Below are 20,164 nucleotides of genomic sequence, written 5' to 3'. Positions count from 1 at the left end.
AGCAATCCTTAATGATAACCTTCGGTATCAGACACTTTGCCCCGGAAGACGTAATAGCTCCAGGCGGTATAAACCAGGATCACCGGGATGATTAACAGCGTACCAATCAGCATAAACAGCTGGCTGGCAGGCGGCGCGGCGGCTTCCCACAGGGTGATGTGCGGCGGAATAATGTGTGGCCACAGGCTGATGCCCAGGCCGCTAAAGCCGAGGAAGATCAGGCCCAGCGTTAACAGGAACGGACGGGCATGGCTGTCAGGATTGCGCGTCAGCCGCCAGATCCACAGGCTGAATACCGCGACCAGAACCGGAACTGGCAGGAACCAGAAGAAGTTAGGCAGAGTAGACCAGCGCTCGGCGACAAACTGCCAGCCGAGCGGGGTCCAGATACTTACCACCGCAATAACGGCAATCAGCGCCAGCAGCACGTGGCGGGTCAGCTCGCGCATCCGGTTTTGCAGCGCGCCTTCACTTTTCATGATCAGCCACGTGGTAGCCAGCAGGGTATAGGCGACAATTAAGCCCAGCCCGCAGAACAGATTAAACGGGGTGAACCAGTCCAGCGAGGAGCCCACAAAGCGACGCCCTTCCACGTCAAAGCCGTTGATCATCGCGCCAACCACGATCCCCTGGCTGAAGGTTGCCAGCAGGGAACCGCCGGCAAAGGAGTAGTCCCAGAATTTGCGGTGTGAAGGGGTCGCCTTAAAGCGAAACTCAAACGCCACCCCGCGGAAAATAAGCCCGATCAGCATGGCCGTCAGCGGGATGGTCAGGGCATCGATAATCACTGCGTAGGCCAGCGGAAACGCGCCGAACAACCCTGCACCGCCGAGAACCAGCCAGGTTTCATTTCCGTCCCAGACCGGGGCGACGCTGTTCACCATCACGTCGCGCTCTTTGGCATCGCCCACAAAGCTGAACAGCATGCCGATACCGAGATCGAAACCGTCCATGATGATGTACATCAGCGTGGCGAAGACAATAATGGCAAACCAGATGACCGGGATATCGACGCCCATCAGATCTTCTCCTCTTCCGGAACGGACTCGGCGGCGGACAGCGGACGGGCAGGGGTGCCCGACGTATTAGACGTTAGCGTGCCCACAGGCTGCGGACCTTTCTTAATCAACCGGGCGAGATACACATAACCCACGCCAAACACCGAACAGTAGACCACGATAAAGGCCAGCAGGCTGATGCTCATCTGCAACGTGCTGTGCAGAGACACCGCATCTATCGTGCGCAGATAGCCGTAAACGACCCACGGCTGGCGGCCCACTTCGGTGGTGACCCACCCGGCGAGCAGCGCGAGCAGTCCGGCAGGCCCCATACAGAGGGCAAACCAGTGGAATGGCCGCGAGTGATAGAGTCGACGGCGATAGCGCAGCCAGACGCTCAGCACGCCAAGGGTAATCATCAGCAGCCCCATGCCGACCATAATGCGGAAGGACCAGAAGACGATGAGCGAGTTAGGGCGGTCCTCTTTCGGGAAATCCTTCAGCGCCGGGACCTGTTTATCCAGGCTGTGCGTCAGGATCAGGCTGCCGAGCGCGGGAATTTCAAGCCCGTATTTGGTGCGCTCCTCTTCCATATCCGGTACGCCAAACAGCAGCAGCGGGGTGGCCTCGCCGGGCGGGTTTTCCCAGTGGCCTTCAATCGCGGCGATTTTGGCAGGCTGGTGCTCAAGCGTATTCAGGCCGTGCATATCCCCAACCACGGCCTGAATGGGCGCGACCAGCAGCGCCATCCACATGGCCATGGAGAACATTGTGCGAATAGCGGGCGTATCGTTACCGCGCAGCAGATGCCATGCCCCGGACGCGCCCACAAACAAGGCGCTGCACAGGAAGGCGGCGATGGACATATGGATCAGGCGGTAAGGGAATGAGGGGTTAAAGATAATGGCCAGCCAGTCTTCGGGAATGACCTGACCGTTCTGAATACTGAAGCCCTGCGGGGTGTGCATCCAGCTGTTGGAGGCGAGGATCCAGAAGGTGGACATCAGCGTGCCCAGCGCCACCATGCAGGTGGCAAAGAAGTGCAGGCCGGGGCCGACCTTGTTCCAGCCGAACAGCATCACGCCTAAGAAACCAGCTTCCAGGAAGAAGGCGGTTAAGACTTCATAGGTGAGCAGAGGGCCGGTTATGCTGCCTGCGAACTGGGAAAAGCCGCTCCAGTTAGTCCCAAACTGGTAAGCCATGACCAGCCCGGAAACCACGCCCATACCAAAGTTGACGGCGAAAATTTTCAGCCAGAAATGGTATAGCGAGCGCCAGACATCATTTTTGGTGCGAAGCCACATGCCTTCGAGAACCACCAGATAGCTCGCAAGCCCGATGGTGATCGCCGGGAAGAGAATATGAAAAGAGACGGTAAAGGCGAACTGTATCCTGGCCAGATGAAACGCATCAAGCTCGAACATGCTCCGTACCTCTGGAACTGATAGCGCACAAGGCATTGCCAGACAGCCTCAGGCTGCCTGGCAAAACCGGTTACGGTTTTTTCTTACCTGCACCAAGCTCGGCACCGGTAAGCGGATCGGCATTGGGGTCGGATTTCGTGCGTGCGCACATCGCTTTGACCAGCGTTTCCTGCTCTGTAGTGAGCGTTACGCTTGCGCCGCCGTCACCGCCATCGACCGCTGGCTGAGGAGATTCCACGTAGTCGAAGTGCTTATCGCTGTTCCAGCTGCCGCGAACTTCTCCCCCCTCAGACATATTGTAGTACTTGTTGGTGTACTCTTCGATTGGCGGCAATTTACCTGGTGGGAAATTGTTACGGATCGACTGGAGCGCCTTCTCAAACGAGAGCTGGTGTGCTGCCTCACGCGTCATTAAAAACGCCAGCGCATCTTTAACACCCGGATCGTCCGTTACGTTAATAAGCCGTTCGTAGATAATTTTGGCGCGCGCCTCGGCCGCTATGTTAGAGCGCAGATCCGCGGTCGGTTCGCCAATGGTATCCACGTACGCCGCCGTCCACGGTACGCCTGCGGAGTTAGTAAGCGGAGTACCGCCGCCGTAGAGCAGGGAGGTGATATGACTGTCGTTGCCGTTCTCGGTCATGGAGCGGTACAGTTCCGCTTCATTTTCAACGCCTTCCGCCAGTTCGCCTTTCGCACCCTTATTCAGCATACCCACCAGGGTGCCGATAATTTCCAGGTGACTTAACTCCTCGGTCGCGATATCCATCAGCATATCTTTACGACCGGGATCGTCGTCGCTCAATCCTTGCGTAAAGTAACGACATGCCGCGGCAAGTTCGCCCTGTGGCCCGCCAAACTGCTCAAGCAGAAGATTGGCCAGGCCCGGATTCGGTTCGGCTACGCGTACCGTGTATTGCAGCTGTTTTACGTGTCGAAACATACATTCTCCCTATTTCGTTATTTTTTAGCTTCAACGCCATCCGCGTCGGAGCGCAGCAGGAACTGTTCCGTCGTCTGTGGAATATGCTGGAGCAGCCAGTCTGCCATCTGGCGCTCTTCTTCCAGAATGGATTCAAGGGCTGGAATGGAGGCGGTATCGCCCGCTTGTTTGGCCGCAGCCAGCAGAGAGGTGTAGCAGGCAATTTCAAACTGCTCAAAAACGTAGCCGCTGATAGAGCCTTTAACAATTTCGTCGGAAGGGAACATGCCGCCAATGGACTGGCCGAGCGCCGCCATTTTACTCATGGAATCTTTTATGACCGAACGGGAAATATCATTGCGGTCGAGAATTTCTTCCAGCACGGTAATTTGGTGTTTAGTTTCATTAACGTGTTGTTCAATTCGTGCACGTAAGTCGGGATAATTATCAATACGGCTGGCCATTGATTCCAGCATGGATTCGGCTTGCTTTTCCATCGCATGGGCATCGCGTAGCCAATCATGGTAGTGTTCTACATGATTCATAATTAACTCCTGTGATTTATTTTCTGGTTAATTTTTGGTGCTGATGCTCATCAGATATTAATTATCCTTTCTGGGCTTTTTGATTAATATTACCGACAGCCAGATCGGTTAATTTGAGATCGGTTTCTTTTTCTTCTTCCAGCGTTTCGGCAAGAAGTTTAACGGCTTTTTTATAGCCTAATTGTTCAGCCAGGGTGGCCAGGGTGCCGTAGCTGGCAATTTCGTAGTGTTCAACTTTCTGTGCGGCAGCAATTAATGCAGCGTCACGTACTTCATTTTTCTCAGTGCTCTCAATAACTTCGTTGGCTTCTTCAATTAAGCCTTCCATCGCAACGCATTTCATGCGCTTCAGTTTGAGGCCGGATTCCTGCTCAATAATCTGATCGATACGTTCGATCTGTCCCTGCGTCTCTTCGAGGTGAGCCGTGAACGCGGCACTCAGCTTCTCGCTGGATGCGGCGCGAGCTAATTTGCTTAGCGCGCGGGTCAGCTGCTTCTCAGCGCTGTAGGTGTCGGATAACAGGTGAATAAATACATCTTCAACAGTTTTCATATTCATATTTTCGCTCCAGTGAAATAAAGGGAAGGTACTGCGAGCCGACGGGCCCGCAGCATGCTCTCGGTATATTTATAAGAGCTTTAAATAAGATCAGGAGTTATCAGATTTACGGCCTCCGCCGTGACTGCTCTGTCCCCCTTTCTTACCCGCTTCAGATGCGCGTTGCGGATCGTTTTTGAAATTACCGCCGCTGTGCTGGCCGCCTTTACGTCCAGCTTCTGATGCCTTTTCACGGTCTTCAGCGAAATTACCGGAACCACCACGATGTTGCTCTGCCATATATCAACCCTCATGTTGCGTTTATGTCAGGAGATACGATAAGTAATTCGTATCAGTTGTCGTTCAGAAATTAACATTAGTCGTTATGTGAGAAGAGTCAAATTTCTTGTCTGGGTTGTTTTGCGGTAATTTTGCAGGGAGTGAAGAAATACCGCTTCGTTACGAGTTTTAAAAACGGATGGGAAATCCATCAGTTAGATGAAAATAAATCCGGAGGTTAAGATTGCGCTTGGCTAATAATCCTAATGTGAACGTGGCGTGAATTATTACAAGAATTGACACAGCGCAAAAATATATCTTCGCAACGGGGGTTCTTGTATTCGGAATAATCCTATGAACGTGAAGAAGTCATGCGCTGAAAAGAGTGTGGCTAAACCTCGTTTTTGACGTGGTCAGGCGGATCGGGTGAGGGTATGCTTCTTTTGTCACCACAATAATTACAGAGGCAATGTCATGGATCAGGAGCTACTGGATGCGGGGTACCGGGCCTATACCGGTGAGAAAATCGATGTCTACTTCAACACCGGGATCTGCAAACACTCGGGCAACTGCGTGCGCGGCAGCGCGAAGCTGTTCGATCTGAAGCGTAAACCATGGATCGCGCCGGATGAAGTAGATGCAGAAACGGTTATGCGCGTAATTGATACCTGCCCGATCGGTGCGCTGAAGTACCGCCAAAAATAAGCGAGGAACCATGGAAATTCTTGAAGGCCATAACAAGTTTTACGTCAACGACGCCGAAGGCAATCAGGTAGCGGAGATCGTCTTTGTCCCGACCGGCGAGCATCTGAGCATCATTGAGCACACCGATGTGGATCCGAGCCTGAAAGGGCAGGGTGTGGGTAAACAGCTGGTGGCGAAGGTGGTAGAGAAGATGCGCGGTGAGAATCGTAAAATTATCCCGCTGTGTCCATTTGCGAAGCATGAGTTTGATAATACGCGGGAGTATGACGATATTCGGGCGTAAAACAGATGCCCGGCATTGCGCCGGGCAGCATACTCAACCCACAAACATCACCGACACACACAGCACACCCACAATCAGCGTCAGCAGGTTACCGATGGAGCGGTACGGTTTTAATGACGGGATCAGGTACGTCGACAGCGTCGGCATGATGAACAGGATCATGGCGATAAGCGGACCGCTGATGGCATAAATCATTGAGATCGCATTCGGGTTGATGCAGCAGACCGCAAAGGTAATCAGCGACACGCCGAGAATCGAAACCGCGCGGTTAAAGGCGCGGCTTTTCTTCACACCCACCTGAATCAGCGACGATTTCACAATTTCCGTTGCCCCTTCAATCACGCCAAAATAGGTGCCGAGGAACGATTTCGACATCGCAATAATCGCCACGATAATGCCGGAAATGCCCAGCCATGCCGGGGAGGAAGGCATCATCGACAGCGCGGACAGGATCGTCACCCCTTCCTCTTTTGCCGCCACGATATACGACGGTGGAATCGAAAGCAGGCAACTGAACACAAAGAACAGCACGCTGAGGCAGATGATCAGGTACGCCACTTTCATGATTTTTTTGCATTTACCCATCGCCTCTTCACCGTATTTCTCGCGACGGTCTACGGCGAAGGTCGAGATGATCGGAGTATGGCTAAAAGCGAAAACCATCACCGGGATCGAAATCCACACCTGGTGCAGCGTATGCTGGTCGAAGGCCATCTGGCTGGTCAGCAGCGACGGCTGCCAGCTGCCCGTCAGATACAGCGAGACAAACAGGAAATAGGCGATCAGTGGAAAGACAAGGAAACCCATCACCTTAATGGTGATGTGCCGCCCCATCAGGAAGATCAGATTCAAAATCAGCACCACGCCAAAGCTCACCAGCATCCGCATGCCGGTATCCACCGTCATCCGTTTCGCCAGCTGTTCAGTGAGTGAGTTGGTTATCGCCACCGCGTAAATCAGAACTACCACAAAGAAGGCCACAAAATAGAGCGTGGTGATCAGGTTGCCGATCTTTTTGCCGTAGTAATGGGAAACGGCACCGGTGATCCCTTCGTTGCCTTTCGTCTTCGACGACAGAATAAATTGCGCCAGCGCTTTATGCGGCCAGTAGGTTAAGGGATACGCCACAAGGGCGGTGATCAGCAGGACAATCGCGCCAGCAGAGCCGAGCTGAATGGGCAAGAACAGGGTTCCTGCGCCCACGGCAGTGCCGTAGAGGGCGAAACTCCAGAGAGTCTCTTCTTTTGACCAAATTTTCGACATTAGAGCAACGTATCAACTATAAAACGAACAAAAAGGAGTGCAATTTACCATAATTATGCGTTGAGGTCGCCGTTGCTTCGCAGGGGGTGGGCCGGAGCAGGTCTCCGGCCGGAAGGTTATTCGCTTGCCAGGGCGCGTCGTTGCTGGCGGCGCTTGATGATTTTATCCCGCAGGGTGTCGTACGCCCAGTTGTAGAGCATGGTGTACGGCAGGAAGAACAGGAAGAAACCAATTTCCAGGGTAAAAGCCTGGAGCAGCGTCACGCCCAGCACGGCGGCAACGATGGTTACGCCAATCACAATAAAGCCGCATTCAAAACCCAGGGCATGCAGGGCGCGCACTTTCGCCGTGCGCTTCACCCGCTGGACGGGCCAGAAACGGTCGAAGCCAAAGTTATAGATAATGTTCCAGAGCATTGCCGTGGTCGCCAGAATAATGGTGAGACCCCCCATTTCAACCACCGAGCGCTGCATTAGCCACGCGGCCGTCGGGGCGAGGATCGCCGTAGCAATGCCTTCAAAACAGACGGCATGGAAGATCCGCTCCGGCAATTTACGTTGGAGTGCATCCTGATGTTGCATATTTACCTCATATTGACGCCAGTATGGGCGTTGATGCGGCCTATTCTTATCGCTTAAGGTGATATATAAAAGATGGTATCCATCGATAAAGCAGATACATCATGCGTTATTCTCCCGAAGCACTGACCGCGTTTGTTGAAACTGTCGCCGCAGGTTCGTTTTCTGCTGCGGCACGACGGCTGCGTAAAAGCCAGTCCACCATCAGCACCTCCATCGCCAACCTTGAAGCTGACCTTGGCTTTGAGCTGTTCGATCGCTCGGCGCGTCACCCGGTATTAACCGCCCAGGGTGAACAGGTGCTGGGCTATGTCCAGTCGATACTCGCCGCCAGCGCGCGCCTGGATGAGCTGGCCGTATCTTTAACCGCGCAAACGGAGGCGCGTTTTACCTTTGTTCTCTCCGATACGCTTAACCCGGCCGTGCTGGAACAGATGATGAGCCAGTTCGACCAGCGTTTTCCGCACACGGAATTTGAGTGCCTGATTGGGGAAGAGGAGGACGTGATCGATCTGCTGCAAAAGGAGCGGGCGCAAATTGGCCTGACGGAAGCGCGCGACAGCTATCCGACCGATATTGGCGCGACCCGTCTGCCTATGCAGACGCGGATGGCCATCTACGTTTCTGCCGGACATCCTCTGGCAGGGCAACATGAGACGCAGGCGGACGAGCTGCATGGCTGGCGCGAGCTGCGGTTGAGCACCTATCTTGAACGGGAAGCGCCCCTTTCGCGCGGGCCGGTCTGGTCTGCGCCGAATTATCTGTTACTGCTGAGCATGGCGGTACAGGGCTTTGGCTGGTGCGCGTTACCCTGCGCGCTGGTCGACGAATTTGCCGCGTCGAAATCGCTGGTGCAGCTGAACGTGCCGGGCTGGCCGAGGTCGATTGCCATCGATCTGGTATGGAACAAACGAACCCCGCCCGGCGTCGCCGGAAGCTGGCTGCGCCAGTACTTGCAGGACGCACGATAATCCTGTGACTAAACTCACTAATTTTAAACATTTGCGTCAATTGTTGATAACAATCCTCTACTATCGTCATGTCATTTTGCACAGAGGTCGTGATGAAAGATGTCGTTATAGTGGGTGCGTTACGTACGGCTATCGGCTGTTTTCAGGGAGCGCTTGCGCGTCATTCTGCGGTTGATCTTGGCAGCGTGGTGGTAAGAGCGCTGGTGGAACGCAGCGGGATTGCCGCACATGAAATTGATGAGGTGATCCTGGGCCAGGTGCTGACCGCTGGCGCGGGACAAAACCCTGCGCGCCAGGCGGCGCTGAAGGGCGGCCTGCCTAATACCGTTTCGGCAATTACCATTAACGACGTCTGTGGTTCAGGTTTGAAAGCGCTCCATCTTGCAACGCAGGCCATCCAGTGTGGTGAAGCGGATGTGGTCATTGCCGGCGGGCAGGAGAATATGAGCCGCGCCCCGCATGTCCTGACCGACAGCCGGACCGGCGCGCAGCTCGGGAACAGTCAGCTGCTTGACAGCCTGGTTCACGACGGGCTGTGGGACGCCTTCAACGACTACCATATGGGCGTAACGGCGGAAAACCTGGCGCGGGAATACGGTATCAGCCGCGAGCTTCAGGATGCATATGCCCTCAGCTCACAGCAAAAAGCGCGTGCAGCGATCGACTCCGGGCGTTTTCGCGATGAAATTGTCCCGGTCAGTACCCAGCGCCAGAACGGTGAAGCGCTCATCGTCGATACCGACGAGCAGCCGCGCACCGATGCCAGCGCAGAAGGGCTGGCAAAACTCGATCCGGCCTTTGAAACGCTCGGTTCCGTAACGGCAGGCAACGCCTCATCCATTAACGACGGTGCGGCGGCGGTGATGATGATGAGTGAAAGCAAAGCCCAGGAGCTGGCGCTGCCGGTGCTGGCGCGGATCAAAGCGTTTGCCAGCGTGGGCGTTGATCCCGCGTTAATGGGGATCGCCCCGGTCTATGCCACGCGCCGCTGCCTGGAGCGGGCGGGCTGGGAGCTGAACGATGTGGATCTGATTGAGGTCAACGAAGCTTTTGCTGCACAGGCGATCTCGGTCGGGAAAATGCTGGAATGGGATCCGCTGCGGGTCAACGTCAACGGCGGAGCCATCGCGCTGGGCCATCCCATTGGCGCCTCCGGCTGCCGCATTCTGGTGTCGTTGGTCCACGAAATGAAAAAGCGTAACGCCCGAAAAGGGATCGCAACACTCTGTATTGGCGGGGGGCAGGGGGTGGCCCTGGCTATCGAACGGTAGTTTCCTCTCTCTGTGCACAGAAACCTCCCACGGGAGGTTTTTTTGTGTCCGCAGAATCCTTTTTTAACACTTCTGCGTTCTTTCTGAAGCCCGCAATAATTATTGCGCGGTTAATTATTGGCTTTGTGAAGTGCTTAATGTGATCTCACGCCTGAAATTTACGGTTAATACCCTTTTTTTGTTGATGGGGTTCACGTCAATCTTTGCCAAAAAAAATGAAACAAATAATTTCGATCCTTGTCACTAAAATAACGGTGCATAAAAAATAAACTCAAGTTTCATAAAAACGAAACGTTATTTTAATTGAGGGTTTTTTCATGTTTAAGAAATCTCTGCTCCTTGCTTCCCTTATTAGTGCCTCTTTTGCGGCTAGCGCCGTTACCGTCGATCTGCGTCACGAATATATTGACAGCGGCTCGAATGCCGACCGTGTTGCCGTCTCGCACCGCTTTGATAATGGCTTCGGTTTTTCAGTCGAGGCGAAGTGGAAATCAGGCGGGGACAAGGCAGATCAGCCATTCGCGGATGTAGTGGGGAACGGTCACGAAGATCAGATTAGCTGGCGCTGGAAAGCGACAGACAATATCGCCCTGACCCCTGCGTTTACGATTGAAAGCACAGACAGTCGCACCATTTATAAACCGAATCTGCATGTGCAATATAGCTTCGATAATGGCTTCTACGTGGCTGCGCGTTACCGTTACGAATATACCCGCTACCCGTCAAGCTCAAATAAGGACGACGATAAAGTTAACCGTGGCGATGCGTGGGTCGGTTGGGTATTAGGTGACTGGCGTACCGAGCTGAACTATGTTTACGCGAAAAGTTCTGAAGGCGTGGCCCGAAATAACAATAAAGATTATTCCAACGAATATAACGCCAAGCTGGCCTACAAATGGGATAAAAACTGGGCGCCGTATGTGGAGGTGGGCAACGTGGGGGTTAAAGACACGGACGAACGCCAGACCCGTTTCCGTTTAGGCGTGGCGTACTCCTTCTGATAATTTATCTTCTTCGCTAAAACCGCCGGGTGGCGCTAACGCTTACCCGGCCTACACCTTCTTATCCGACCTACACCTTCCTTCCAATCCGTCGTTTCGTAGGCCGGGTAAGCGAAGCGCCACCCGGCAAAAAGCGCCGCGCAGTCACCCAAAAAAAAGCCCTCCGAAACGGAGGGCAAGGCCAGTTACAGAAACACTAACTCAAATCAGACATGCAACATTTCAGGTTGCTCGGGGAGTTTCGCGATATAGAGGGCCGGTTTGCCGTCTTTATCGGAACTGTACAGCACCGCTTTTTCGTCCGGCGTGAAGGACGGATGCGGGTGGGTTACCTGGCGGCTGTTCGCCACCGTAGCCCATGAGGTGTCATGACGGGCGATGCGGTAACAGGCTTTCTTCGCCACGTCAAAGGCATACAGATAAGGATCGTTATCAATGGTGTAGCCGCCGGTGTCTTTCACATCGACAGGCGTACCGGAGCCGTCGCCAACCAGCAGGGTGCCGTCGACGTTGCTCATCAGGTGCGAACAGGCGGGCATATTCATTACCGCTTCATTCACGCCGGTGTCCGGGTTGAAGCGGGAGATGGTGCGCCCTTGCTGACCTTTCAGGTAAGAAACGTAGATCAGCGCGGACCCGTCCGGCACCCAAAATTCATGTGTACAGCTTTCACCTTCCGCGTGCGTTTTCACTTTCCGCACGTTGCTGCCATCTTCGTTCACCAGCCACATGCGGGCGTCGACCAGGTCGTGCGGCCCTTCATGACAGAAGGCCACGGTATTGTCATCGAACGGGCGATATATCGGATGTCCCAGCCAGATCTTCTCGTCATGAATGGTGGTGCTTTCACCCGTTTTCAGATCAACGCGCAGCAGGCGGCAGTGCGGCCCTTTGTGGAAGAAGTCGTGGAAAATTTTCCAGTCGTTGAGTGGCGTCCAGTCACGTCTGGCAATCTCAATACCCACCAGTTTGGTGCAGTCGCTGTTCGCGACCCAGGTGCCGTAGCCGACCCACTCTTCCGGGACGCGGTACACTTCGCGCTCTGCCAGCGTCTGTAAATCCACCTCCAGCAGGGTGCGATCGTTCTTCACATAGTAGAGGGATTTATCGTCCGGAGAGAGGAACCCGCCAAAGGTGTTATCGCCCGCGCCTTCGGTCAACTGTACCGCTTCGGCGTTTTTCAGATCCAACAGGTAATAGTTCCAGTGACCGTCGAACTCCCCGGCGAACAGCAGGTGGCTGCCATCGTTAAAGAAGCACTTCTGGTAAAAGTAGTTGCGATGACAGGTTACTTCCGGTGGGGTCAGGCGGGTGACTTCCACGCCTGTATCCGGATCGCGGCTGACCTCATAGTTCAGCTTGACCCGCATACCTTTAGCCATAATGCACTCCTTTAAACGCGTAATGTAGGTTGAAAGCTAGGTGATAAATTATCAAAACGTTGTTTCATTATGTGTGACTGACAGCGCACTTTCTCAGTTTCATTAACCAGATTGAGGGTCTTAAAGATTTATCGTGATCGAAACACCATTTCTGGCATAAACAAGCAGAAAAAATGAAACGTTGTTTTAAATGCAATTGAAAACCCCGTGGTCAGGGGATAATATGTGTTCATCACGAAAACGGAACGTTGTTTCGTTAATTGTCTTTGCCTTCGGGCACGATCATTTCTGGAGGTTTACGTGGACGTCAGACAAAGCATCCACAGTGCGCACGCTAAAACGCTGGATACTCAGGGGCTGCGCAGTGAGTTTTTAGTTGAGCAAGTGTTCGAAGCCGACAAGTACACCATGGTCTACAGCCATATTGACCGCATTATTGTGGGCGGGATTATGCCGGTGGCGAAAACCGTCTCCGTGGGCGGTGAAGTGGGCAAACAGCTGGGCGTGAGCTACTTCCTCGAACGCCGTGAACTGGGCGTGATTAACATCGGCGGGCCGGGCACCATTACCGTTGATGGCCAGTGCTACGAAATTGGTCACCGCGACGCGCTGTACGTCGGCAAAGGGGCGAAAGAAGTGGTATTCGCCAGCATTGATGGCAGCAAACCGGCGAAGTTTTACTACAACTGCGCCCCGGCTCATACGACTTACCCCACCAAAAAAGTCACGCCAGCGGATGTTGCCCCGGTGACCCTTGGCGATAACCTCACCAGCAACCGTCGCACCATCAACAAATACTTTGTTCCGGATGTGCTGGAAACCTGTCAGCTCAGCATGGGGCTGACCGAGCTTGCGCCGGGCAACCTGTGGAACACCATGCCGTGCCATACCCACGAGCGCCGCATGGAGGTCTACTTCTATTTCAACATGGATGAAGACGCCTGCGTGTTCCACATGATGGGACAGCCGCAGGAGACGCGCCATATCGTTATGCACAACGAGCAGGCGGTCATTTCGCCGAGCTGGTCTATCCACTCTGGTGTGGGAACGAAAGCCTATACCTTTATCTGGGGTATGGTCGGTGAAAACCAGGTCTTCGATGACATGGACCACGTCGCTGTTAAGGATCTGCGCTAGTCGCAGGCAGTTAAGTATATATCTGCCTGTTGCTGACAGGCGCTGAACGATTAAGGAATAAACATGATTCTGGATGCATTTTCTCTGCAAGGTAAAGTGGCTGTGGTTTCCGGTTGTGACACCGGGCTGGGGCAGGGTATGGCGTTAGGTCTGGCTGAAGCGGGCTGCGATATCGTCGGGATTAACATCGTTGAGCCAACGGAAACCATCGAGCGCGTCACCGCGCTGGGCCGCCGTTTCCTGAGCCTGACCGCGGACCTGCGCAAAATCGATGCGATCCCTGAGCTGCTGGATCGCGCGGTGGCGGAGTTTGGGCATATCGATATTCTGGTTAACAACGCCGGCCTGATCCGTCGTGAAGACGCGATTAACTTCAGCGAAACGGACTGGGACGACGTGATGAATCTGAACATCAAGAGCGTGTTCTTTATGTCCCAGGCGGCTGCGAAGCACTTCATCGCCCAGGGGAAAGGGGGCAAGATCATCAATATTGCCTCCATGCTCTCTTTCCAGGGCGGCATCCGCGTGCCGTCTTACACCGCATCGAAGAGTGCCGTGATGGGCGTGACCCGTCTGCTGGCGAACGAGTGGGCGCAGCACAACATCAACGTCAACGCGATTGCGCCGGGCTACATGGCCACCAACAATACCCAGCAGCTGCGTGCGGATGAAGAGCGGAGCGCGGCAATCCTGGAGCGTATTCCAGCGGGTCGCTGGGGTCTGCCGAGCGATCTGATGGGCCCGGTTGTGTTCCTGGCGTCCCCGGCTTCGGATTATATTAACGGCTACACCGTTGCCGTAGACGGCGGCTGGCTGGCACGATAATTCAGCCCGAATAAAGAACCTCTGCCCTCGGGTGGAGGTTTTTTTTGCGCCAAAATTGGCTTTATCCATATCCTTAAAGATGAAAAATCCATACTGAAAAGGAATGAATGACAGGTATCACACATTTATTTCTTAAATATTAACTAATTAATAAAAAATAAGGTTAAACCACCCTGATTTGAAATTGTAATGTCCATCACAGATCGGTATGTCGTAGCGAAATAATCCATATCTTCACCAGTTCCGGCCTGACACTTTCTTCCGGTATCTCGTAATTTCACTTAACGAATTTCGCTGTTGAGGCAGGAAACTATGACATCTGTAAATGACTCTACCCTTATGCCCGCTGCGCTGCGCGATACCCGACGCATGAACCAGTTTGTTTCTGTTGCGGCCGCCGTAGCCGGTTTACTGTTTGGTCTGGATATCGGCGTTATTGCTGGCGCACTGCCCTTTATTACCGACCACTTTACGTTAAGCAACCGCCTGCAAGAGTGGGTGGTGAGCAGCATGATGCTGGGTGCGGCCATCGGCGCACTGTTTAATGGCTGGCTGTCGTTCCGTCTCGGGCGCAAATACAGCCTGATGGTTGGGGCGATCCTGTTTGTTGCCGGTTCCATTGGCTCGGCGTTTGCCATCAACGTTGAGGTGCTGCTGCTCTCCCGCGTGCTGCTGGGCGTGGCGGTGGGTATCGCGTCCTACACCGCGCCGCTTTACCTCTCCGAAATGGCGAGCGAAAACGTGCGCGGGAAGATGATCAGCATGTACCAGCTGATGGTGACGCTCGGTATCGTGCTGGCGTTCCTGTCGGATACGTACTTCAGCTACAGCGGCAACTGGCGGGCAATGCTTGGCGTGTTGGCGCTGCCTGCGGTGCTGCTGATTGTGTTAGTCATTTTCCTGCCGAACAGCCCGCGCTGGCTGGCGCAAAAAGGGCGTCACGTGGAGGCGGAAGAGGTGCTGCGCATGCTGCGCGACACGTCTGAAAAAGCGCGTGAAGAGCTGAACGAAATCCGCGAGAGCCTGAAGCTGAAGCAGGGCGGCTGGTCGCTGTTTAAGGCAAACCGCAACGTGCGCCGCGCGGTGTTCCTCGGCATGCTGTTACAGGCGATGCAGCAGTTCACGGGGATGAACATCATCATGTATTACGCCCCACGCATCTTTAAAATGGCCGGTTTTACCACCACCGAACAGCAGATGATCGCCACGCTGGTGGTAGGGCTGACCTTTATGTTCGCCACCTTTATCGCGGTGTTCACCGTTGATAAGGCCGGACGTAAACCGGCCCTGAAAATTGGCTTTAGCGTGATGGCGCTCGGCACCTTAATACTCGGCTACTGCCTGATGCAGTTCGATAACGGCACGGCGTCAAGCGGCCTCTCCTGGCTCTCCGTCGGCATGACCATGATGTGCATCGCCGGTTACGCGATGAGCGCCGCGCCGGTGGTGTGGATCCTGTGCTCTGAAATTCAGCCGCTGAAATGCCGTGACTTTGGTATCACCTGTTCCACCACCACCAACTGGGTGTCGAACATGATCATTGGCGCGACCTTCCTGACGCTGCTGGATGCGATTGGCGCGGCAGGCACCTTCTGGCTCTATACGGTGCTGAACGTGGCATTTATCGGCGTGACCTTCTGGCTGATTCCGGAAACCAAAGGCGTGACCCTGGAGCATATTGAACGCAAGCTGATGAGAGGGGAGAAACTACGTAATATCGGCGTGTAATGTCATTGCCCGGTGGCGCTTCGCTTACCGGGCCTACGATAGCCTGTAGGCCGGGTAAGGCGTAGCCGCCACCCGGCTTTGTGTTTACCGCATCGCACGTCTCAAAATACGCTCCGCCTGACGCTGGAAGTCAGCGGCCGTCTCTTCCACGGTTTTCTGCCCGTAGTCGATATACTGCAAAGAAGTACCGAACTGCGCCACAATCTGTGGGTCGTCAAAGTATGGCGAGACGGTGAGTTTCGCCGGCAGCGACTGCGCCAGGCGCAGGCCCGCCACGGATGGATCGTCCTCTTTAATGGTGCCGTCTTCGGTCAGATACTGCACCGCCACTTTGCTCAACGGCACGCCGCGCTCAAGACCCAGCGTATCAACCCCTTCTTTGCTGTTGAGCAGGAAGTTAATCAGCTTCGCTGCCGCTTCCGGGTTTTTGGTCGTCTTACCAATCGACAGCATCTGCGCCGGTTTGAAGAACAGACCCGCGTCGGTGGCGCCCGGCAGCATTGGGTAGCTGCCCAGCTCCAGTTTCGCCGGTGGCTTCAGGTTGTCGGAATATTTGTTGATGGTGGAGTTCCACATGTAGGTGCCGCCCCATTCACCCTGGATCCACGGCTTCATCTCATACATGTTGCTCTTACCGAACGAGGCATAGTATTTGGTGTCCGGCATGACGTGGCTGTCGATCAGCTTTTTGTAGGTCTGGAAAAACTCCACCCACTGTTCCTTTGTGTAGCTGAACTTTTTGGTTTTCTCATCCACCGCAGGAATGTTGTACTTCTGGATCATGTACGAATTCAGCAGCGCCAGCGTATCCTGGTGCTCCAGGATCACCGGATAGTATTGCTTGCCGAGCTTGCTCTCGAAGGTTTTACCGGCCGCCATCAGCTCGTCCCAGGTTTTCGGGTACGCAATACCCGCTTTTTTCCAGGTTTCGTCATTGAAGTAGAACACGCGCGCCGTCACCGAGATCGGAATGCCGTTCAGCTTGCCGTCCACGGTGGTGGTTTGCAGCTCTTTGGGATCGAACTGCGACAGGTCGATCACGTCCTTCATCTTGTTCAGATCGTAGAAGCCGTCACCGGTTTTGGAGAAGATCGGCAGCCAGTTCCAGTTGGTCTGCATCACGTCCGGCTCGGTGCCGCCCGCAATCTGGGTGGTCAGACGGGAGAGGTGACCGTCCCAGCCGGTGTATTCCGCTTTTACGTTGATGTCCGGGTTCTGCTTATGGAACTCTTCCAGCGCTTTCAGAGTGACCTGGTGACGGCCATTGCCGCCCCACCAGGACATCCGTAAATCCACATTCTGCGCCATCGATGGCAAAGCGGTAAGGCCCAGGGTCGCGGAGATTGCTGCGCTTAAAAGCACTTTTTTCATTTTTATCACTCCATCAGAGAGAGAGGTTCTGTTCAGTTTTTGCGTCAAAAATATGACACTTGTTCATCTCAAACGTGAAATACACCTTACGATGAAGCCCTTTATCAATCATTGGCTTAGCTTCATCGGACGGGATTCGGGCGGTCAGTTCGTAGTCCGCGACCTTCAGGTACACAAAGAATTCATGGCCCATGTTCTCCACGCGCACCATCTCCCCGCTACAGCCGCCATTCGGGAAGGGCTCATCAGAGAGCGACACAAATTCCGGGCGCACGCCGTAGAAGATCTCCTGACCCGCGTAAGCCGCGACTTTCTCCTGCTTCTCCGCGTTCAGCGGCATGGTTTCATCGCCAATGGCGATGTGCAGCTGGCCCGCTTTTTCGACCAGCACGCTTTTGCGTATATTCATCTCCGGCGCGCCGATAAAGCCCGCTACGAACATGTTCTTCGGCTTGTGGTAGAGGTTGTCCGGCGTGTCCACCTGCATGATATGGCCGAGCTTCATCACGCAGATGCGGTCGCCCATGGTCATCGCTTCGGTCTGGTCGTGGGTCACGTAAACGGTGGTCGCCGGTTTTCCTGACTTCTTCAGCTGCTTGTGCAGGTCAGAAATACGGATACGCATCGAAGCGCGCAGTTTGGCGTCGAGGTTTGAAAGCGGCTCATCGAACAGGAACACATCCGGCTTTTTCACAATCGCACGGCCTACCGCCACGCGCTGCGCCTGGCCGCCGGAAAGCTGGCGCGGCAGGCGGTCGAGCAGCTCTTCCAGCTCAAGAATTTTGGCTGCTTCATTCACCTGAGACTCAATCTGATCTTTCGGCAGTTTGCTCAGCTTGAGACCAAAGGCCAGATTCTCGCGCACCGTCATGTGCGGATAGAGGGCGTAGTTCTGGAACACCATTGCAATACCGCGCTCCTTCGGCGCGAGGTTGTTCACGATCTTGTCGCCGATGCGCACATCGCCGCCGCTGATGGTTTCCAGCCCCGCCAGCATGCGCAGGGTCGTGGATTTGGCGCAGCCGGACGGCCCGACAATCACCATGAATTCCCCTTCAGCAATTTTAAGATCGATAGCGTGTACCGCTTTAAAGCCGTTGGAGTAGACCTTTTCCAGCTTGTTGAAAATAACTTCAGCCATGGTATTTCCCTCTTAACCTTTAATTCCGCTGCTGGTGACGCCCTGTACGAAGTAGCGCTGTGCCAGGAAGAAGACAATGATGGATGGCAGAATGGAGATGCTCGCCATTGCCAGAATTTCGTTCCACGGCGCGCCTTCGGTGACGTCGATGGACATTTTCAGCGCCAGTGCGATGGGGTATTTATCCACGCTGTAGACGTAAATCAGCGGCCCGATAAAGTCGTTCATGGACCACATGAACTGGAACAGGGCGACGGAGATAATGGCCGGTTTCAGGATCGGTACCACCACGTACCACAGCACCTGGAAGGAGTTACAGCCGTCAATCTGCGCCGCCTCTTCCATGTCACGCGGGACGCCGCGCAGGAACTGGATCAGCATGAAGACGAAGAACCCCTGAGTGGCGAAGGCCAGCGGCAGGTACAGCGGCATATAGCTGTTGAGCATGCCCATTTCACGGAACATGAGGTACTGCGGGATCAGCAGCACGGTGCTGGGCAGCAGCATGGTAGTGATGAGCGTGGCGAACCAGAACTTCTTCCACGGGATCTCGAAGCGGGCAAAGCCGTACGCCACGATGGTGGAGGAGATAATGGTCAGGATCACTTTCGGGATCACATACTTAAAGGTGTTCAGCATGTAATGGCCGAAGTTGTACTCGGTGCCGGTTTTCCAGCCGTTTACGAAACCATCCCAGGTGGCGTGGGCTGGCCACAGGCTCAGGGTGGTGAAGATCTCGTGGTTCGGTTTGAACGACGCGGAGAACATCCACACCAGCGGGTAAAGCATCAGCAGGCCGACAACCAGCAGGATCACATAGCGAACGGAGGCGTTGATTTTCTCTCTGCGCAGCGTGCGGGCCACTTCGCGTTCGGCGACGCTTCTTGCCGTGGAGAGTTGTTGAATATCAGCCATTTTTGCCTCCTTTATCGGCGGAGTAGAACACCCAGTATTTCGACGACTTAAAGGCGATACCGGCGAAGACAGCCACCACCAGGAACAGGACCCACGCCAGCGCCGCGCCATAGCCCATATCGAAATACTTGAACGCGGTGTCGTAGATGTAGAGCGAGAACAGATAGGTCGAATAGGTTGGCCCGCCGCCGGTAATGACGTACGGCCCGGTAAATTCCTGGAACGCCTGCGTGGTCTGCATGATGAAGTTGAAGAAGATCACCGGCGTAATCAGCGGCACGGTCACCTTCATGAACATCTGCCATTTCGATGCGCCATCGATCATTGCCGCTTCATACTGGGACTGCGGAACGTTTTGCAGCGCGGCCAGGAAGATGACCATCGCGGAACCGAACTGCCAGACACGTAGCAGGGTAACGGACATCAGCGCCAGCGACGGCTCGCCCAGCCAGTTGACCGGATCAAAGCCAAATACACCGATAAAGCTGTTCAGCAGACCATCAATGGCAAATAAGGCGCGCCACAATACGGCAATGGCGACGGAGCTGCCGAGGATCGACGGAATATAGTAGGCCGTTCGGAAAAAGCCGATGCCGCGTAATTTAAAGTTCAGGACAAAGGCAATTCCTAATGCAAAGGCGAGCTTTAACGGGATGGTTAAAAATACATAGGCAAAGGTCACGCCCATGGATTTCCAGAAGAGCGTGTCTTCGGTAAACATGTAGCGATAGTTTTCAATGCCGTTAAACACCGGCGGACTCATCAAATCGTAATCCGTAAAGCTGAGGAAAAACGATGAGACGAAGGGGAATGCCGTAAAGAGTATCAGCCCGATGATGTAGGGTGATATCCATGCGAGCCCCAGCAGCTTGTTTTCATTCATACAT

The 20,164-nt window shown here is 54.3% G+C and carries 21 protein-coding genes; 8 read left to right on the top strand and 13 right to left on the bottom strand.

The window, feature by feature from the left end; translation table 11 throughout:
- Nucleotides 1-8 precede the first annotated feature (8 nt).
- The 6 genes from cydB to LOC22_RS06460 form a co-directional block, all read right to left on the bottom strand.
- Nucleotides 9-1,019 carry a cytochrome d ubiquinol oxidase subunit II gene (cydB, locus tag LOC22_RS06485; RefSeq protein ID WP_230239437.1) on the bottom strand — a complete coding sequence of 337 codons (1,011 nt, stop codon included), beginning with the start codon at nucleotides 1,017-1,019 and terminating at the stop codon, nucleotides 9-11.
- On the bottom strand, nucleotides 1,019-2,422 hold the full coding sequence (locus LOC22_RS06480) for a cytochrome ubiquinol oxidase subunit I (protein WP_017382872.1): 1,404 nt from the start codon (nucleotides 2,420-2,422) through the stop codon (nucleotides 1,019-1,021). Before LOC22_RS06480 ends, cydB begins: the two co-directional genes overlap by 1 nt.
- Before the next feature lie 70 nt (nucleotides 2,423-2,492).
- Complete coding sequence (locus LOC22_RS06475; RefSeq protein ID WP_015571777.1) at nucleotides 2,493-3,365, bottom strand: manganese catalase family protein; 873 nt, start codon at nucleotides 3,363-3,365, stop codon at nucleotides 2,493-2,495.
- 17 nt (nucleotides 3,366-3,382) lie between these two features.
- The gene (locus tag LOC22_RS06470) at nucleotides 3,383-3,889 is read right to left on the bottom strand and encodes a ferritin-like domain-containing protein (protein WP_017382870.1); all 507 of its coding nucleotides are present in this window, start codon (nucleotides 3,887-3,889) and stop codon (nucleotides 3,383-3,385) included.
- Between the two features lie 61 nt (nucleotides 3,890-3,950).
- A complete protein-coding gene (locus LOC22_RS06465) occupies nucleotides 3,951-4,448 on the bottom strand; it encodes a ferritin-like domain-containing protein (RefSeq protein ID WP_003862851.1) in 498 nt (165 codons plus the stop codon).
- Nucleotides 4,449-4,538: 90 nt separating this feature from the next.
- Entirely contained in the window at nucleotides 4,539-4,727 is a 189-nt protein-coding gene (locus LOC22_RS06460; protein WP_015571775.1) for a general stress protein, read from the bottom strand.
- Nucleotides 4,728-5,180: 453 nt separating this feature from the next.
- On the opposite strand from LOC22_RS06460, the gene yjdI reads away from it, so the two are divergent.
- A complete protein-coding gene (gene yjdI / locus LOC22_RS06455; RefSeq protein WP_230239436.1) occupies nucleotides 5,181-5,411 on the top strand; it encodes a 4Fe-4S mono-cluster protein YjdI in 231 nt (76 codons plus the stop codon).
- Nucleotides 5,412-5,421: 10 nt separating this feature from the next.
- The gene (locus tag LOC22_RS06450; RefSeq protein ID WP_003862848.1) at nucleotides 5,422-5,694 is read left to right on the top strand and encodes a GNAT family N-acetyltransferase; all 273 of its coding nucleotides are present in this window, start codon (nucleotides 5,422-5,424) and stop codon (nucleotides 5,692-5,694) included.
- A gap of 33 nt (nucleotides 5,695-5,727) precedes the next feature.
- On the opposite strand, the gene LOC22_RS06445 is transcribed toward LOC22_RS06450, so the two are convergent.
- Both LOC22_RS06445 and LOC22_RS06440 read right to left on the bottom strand, forming a co-directional pair.
- A complete protein-coding gene (locus LOC22_RS06445) occupies nucleotides 5,728-6,957 on the bottom strand; it encodes an amino acid permease (RefSeq protein WP_163359030.1) in 1,230 nt (409 codons plus the stop codon).
- A gap of 116 nt (nucleotides 6,958-7,073) precedes the next feature.
- Nucleotides 7,074-7,538 (bottom strand): multidrug/biocide efflux PACE transporter, encoded by a 465-nt coding sequence (locus LOC22_RS06440; protein WP_032669280.1) that lies wholly within the window; start codon nucleotides 7,536-7,538, stop codon nucleotides 7,074-7,076.
- A 101-nt stretch (nucleotides 7,539-7,639) separates the two neighbouring features.
- Between LOC22_RS06440 and LOC22_RS06435 the strand changes: the two genes are divergently transcribed.
- From LOC22_RS06435 to LOC22_RS06425, 3 genes are all read left to right on the top strand, one after another.
- Complete coding sequence (locus tag LOC22_RS06435; RefSeq protein ID WP_032649394.1) at nucleotides 7,640-8,506, top strand: LysR family transcriptional regulator; 867 nt, start codon at nucleotides 7,640-7,642, stop codon at nucleotides 8,504-8,506.
- A 92-nt stretch (nucleotides 8,507-8,598) separates the two neighbouring features.
- Complete coding sequence (locus LOC22_RS06430; RefSeq protein WP_015571770.1) at nucleotides 8,599-9,777, top strand: acetyl-CoA C-acetyltransferase; 1,179 nt, start codon at nucleotides 8,599-8,601, stop codon at nucleotides 9,775-9,777.
- A gap of 317 nt (nucleotides 9,778-10,094) precedes the next feature.
- Nucleotides 10,095-10,778, top strand: coding sequence for an oligogalacturonate-specific porin KdgM family protein (locus tag LOC22_RS06425; RefSeq protein WP_003862842.1), 684 nt, complete (start codon nucleotides 10,095-10,097; stop codon nucleotides 10,776-10,778).
- 206 nt (nucleotides 10,779-10,984) lie between these two features.
- On the opposite strand, the gene LOC22_RS06420 is transcribed toward LOC22_RS06425, so the two are convergent.
- Complete coding sequence (locus tag LOC22_RS06420) at nucleotides 10,985-12,160, bottom strand: oligogalacturonate lyase family protein (RefSeq protein ID WP_047745242.1); 1,176 nt, start codon at nucleotides 12,158-12,160, stop codon at nucleotides 10,985-10,987.
- Nucleotides 12,161-12,460: 300 nt separating this feature from the next.
- Here LOC22_RS06420 and kduI point away from each other — a divergent pair, with 300 nt between their 5' ends.
- The 3 genes from kduI to LOC22_RS06405 all read left to right on the top strand — a co-directional run bounded on the left by kduI (nucleotide 12,461) and on the right by LOC22_RS06405 (nucleotide 15,850).
- Nucleotides 12,461-13,297, top strand: coding sequence for a 5-dehydro-4-deoxy-D-glucuronate isomerase (gene kduI / locus LOC22_RS06415; protein ID WP_017382863.1), 837 nt, complete (start codon nucleotides 12,461-12,463; stop codon nucleotides 13,295-13,297).
- A gap of 63 nt (nucleotides 13,298-13,360) precedes the next feature.
- Nucleotides 13,361-14,122, top strand: a complete 762-nt coding sequence (gene kduD / locus LOC22_RS06410; RefSeq protein WP_003862835.1) for a 2-dehydro-3-deoxy-D-gluconate 5-dehydrogenase KduD — start codon at nucleotides 13,361-13,363, stop codon at nucleotides 14,120-14,122.
- A 312-nt stretch (nucleotides 14,123-14,434) separates the two neighbouring features.
- Nucleotides 14,435-15,850 carry a sugar porter family MFS transporter gene (locus tag LOC22_RS06405; RefSeq protein WP_023295370.1) on the top strand — a complete coding sequence of 472 codons (1,416 nt, stop codon included), beginning with the start codon at nucleotides 14,435-14,437 and terminating at the stop codon, nucleotides 15,848-15,850.
- An 84-nt stretch (nucleotides 15,851-15,934) separates the two neighbouring features.
- Here the strand turns inward: LOC22_RS06405 and LOC22_RS06400 are convergent, their stop codons facing one another.
- The 4 genes from LOC22_RS06400 to LOC22_RS06385 are packed head-to-tail and all read right to left on the bottom strand — an operon-like array spanning nucleotide 15,935 to nucleotide 20,160.
- Nucleotides 15,935-17,221, bottom strand: a complete 1,287-nt coding sequence (locus LOC22_RS06400) for an ABC transporter substrate-binding protein (protein ID WP_017382862.1) — start codon at nucleotides 17,219-17,221, stop codon at nucleotides 15,935-15,937.
- 13 nt (nucleotides 17,222-17,234) lie between these two features.
- Nucleotides 17,235-18,362 (bottom strand): ABC transporter ATP-binding protein, encoded by a 1,128-nt coding sequence (locus LOC22_RS06395; RefSeq protein WP_230239435.1) that lies wholly within the window; start codon nucleotides 18,360-18,362, stop codon nucleotides 17,235-17,237.
- Between the two features lie 12 nt (nucleotides 18,363-18,374).
- Complete coding sequence (locus tag LOC22_RS06390) at nucleotides 18,375-19,277, bottom strand: carbohydrate ABC transporter permease (protein WP_017692724.1); 903 nt, start codon at nucleotides 19,275-19,277, stop codon at nucleotides 18,375-18,377.
- Nucleotides 19,270-20,160, bottom strand: coding sequence for a carbohydrate ABC transporter permease (locus tag LOC22_RS06385; protein WP_006811834.1), 891 nt, complete (start codon nucleotides 20,158-20,160; stop codon nucleotides 19,270-19,272). The genes LOC22_RS06390 and LOC22_RS06385 overlap by 8 nt, the downstream gene beginning before the upstream one ends.
- Nucleotides 20,161-20,164: the final 4 nt, after the last annotated feature.

The organism is Enterobacter sp. AN-K1, from assembly GCF_020971765.1.
GTDB classification, from domain to species: domain Bacteria; phylum Pseudomonadota; class Gammaproteobacteria; order Enterobacterales; family Enterobacteriaceae; genus Enterobacter; species Enterobacter hormaechei_C.
Note: the sequence above shows the minus strand (reverse complement) of the source record. Positions and strands in the feature narration are given on the sequence as shown.

Excerpts from the sequence above, each read along its gene's own strand:
- cydB (WP_230239437.1), bottom strand. The coding sequence starts at position 1,019 with ATGGGCGTCGATATCCCGGTCATCTGGTTTGCCATTATTGTCTTCGCC.
- LOC22_RS06480 (WP_017382872.1), bottom strand. The coding sequence starts at position 2,422 with ATGTTCGAGCTTGATGCGTTTCATCTGGCCAGGATACAGTTCGCCTTT.
- LOC22_RS06475 (WP_015571777.1), bottom strand. The coding sequence starts at position 3,365 with ATGTTTCGACACGTAAAACAGCTGCAATACACGGTACGCGTAGCCGAA.
- LOC22_RS06470 (WP_017382870.1), bottom strand. The coding sequence starts at position 3,889 with ATGAATCATGTAGAACACTACCATGATTGGCTACGCGATGCCCATGCG.
- LOC22_RS06465 (WP_003862851.1), bottom strand. The coding sequence starts at position 4,448 with ATGAATATGAAAACTGTTGAAGATGTATTTATTCACCTGTTATCCGAC.
- LOC22_RS06460 (WP_015571775.1), bottom strand. The coding sequence starts at position 4,727 with ATGGCAGAGCAACATCGTGGTGGTTCCGGTAATTTCGCTGAAGACCGT.
- yjdI (WP_230239436.1), top strand. The coding sequence starts at position 5,181 with ATGGATCAGGAGCTACTGGATGCGGGGTACCGGGCCTATACCGGTGAG.
- LOC22_RS06450 (WP_003862848.1), top strand. The coding sequence starts at position 5,422 with ATGGAAATTCTTGAAGGCCATAACAAGTTTTACGTCAACGACGCCGAA.
- LOC22_RS06445 (WP_163359030.1), bottom strand. The coding sequence starts at position 6,957 with ATGTCGAAAATTTGGTCAAAAGAAGAGACTCTCTGGAGTTTCGCCCTC.
- LOC22_RS06440 (WP_032669280.1), bottom strand. The coding sequence starts at position 7,538 with ATGCAACATCAGGATGCACTCCAACGTAAATTGCCGGAGCGGATCTTC.
- LOC22_RS06435 (WP_032649394.1), top strand. The coding sequence starts at position 7,640 with ATGCGTTATTCTCCCGAAGCACTGACCGCGTTTGTTGAAACTGTCGCC.
- LOC22_RS06430 (WP_015571770.1), top strand. The coding sequence starts at position 8,599 with ATGAAAGATGTCGTTATAGTGGGTGCGTTACGTACGGCTATCGGCTGT.
- LOC22_RS06425 (WP_003862842.1), top strand. The coding sequence starts at position 10,095 with ATGTTTAAGAAATCTCTGCTCCTTGCTTCCCTTATTAGTGCCTCTTTT.
- LOC22_RS06420 (WP_047745242.1), bottom strand. The coding sequence starts at position 12,160 with ATGGCTAAAGGTATGCGGGTCAAGCTGAACTATGAGGTCAGCCGCGAT.
- kduD (WP_003862835.1), top strand. The coding sequence starts at position 13,361 with ATGATTCTGGATGCATTTTCTCTGCAAGGTAAAGTGGCTGTGGTTTCC.
- LOC22_RS06405 (WP_023295370.1), top strand. The coding sequence starts at position 14,435 with ATGACATCTGTAAATGACTCTACCCTTATGCCCGCTGCGCTGCGCGAT.
- LOC22_RS06400 (WP_017382862.1), bottom strand. The coding sequence starts at position 17,221 with ATGAAAAAAGTGCTTTTAAGCGCAGCAATCTCCGCGACCCTGGGCCTT.
- LOC22_RS06395 (WP_230239435.1), bottom strand. The coding sequence starts at position 18,362 with ATGGCTGAAGTTATTTTCAACAAGCTGGAAAAGGTCTACTCCAACGGC.
- LOC22_RS06390 (WP_017692724.1), bottom strand. The coding sequence starts at position 19,277 with ATGGCTGATATTCAACAACTCTCCACGGCAAGAAGCGTCGCCGAACGC.
- LOC22_RS06385 (WP_006811834.1), bottom strand. The coding sequence starts at position 20,160 with ATGAATGAAAACAAGCTGCTGGGGCTCGCATGGATATCACCCTACATC.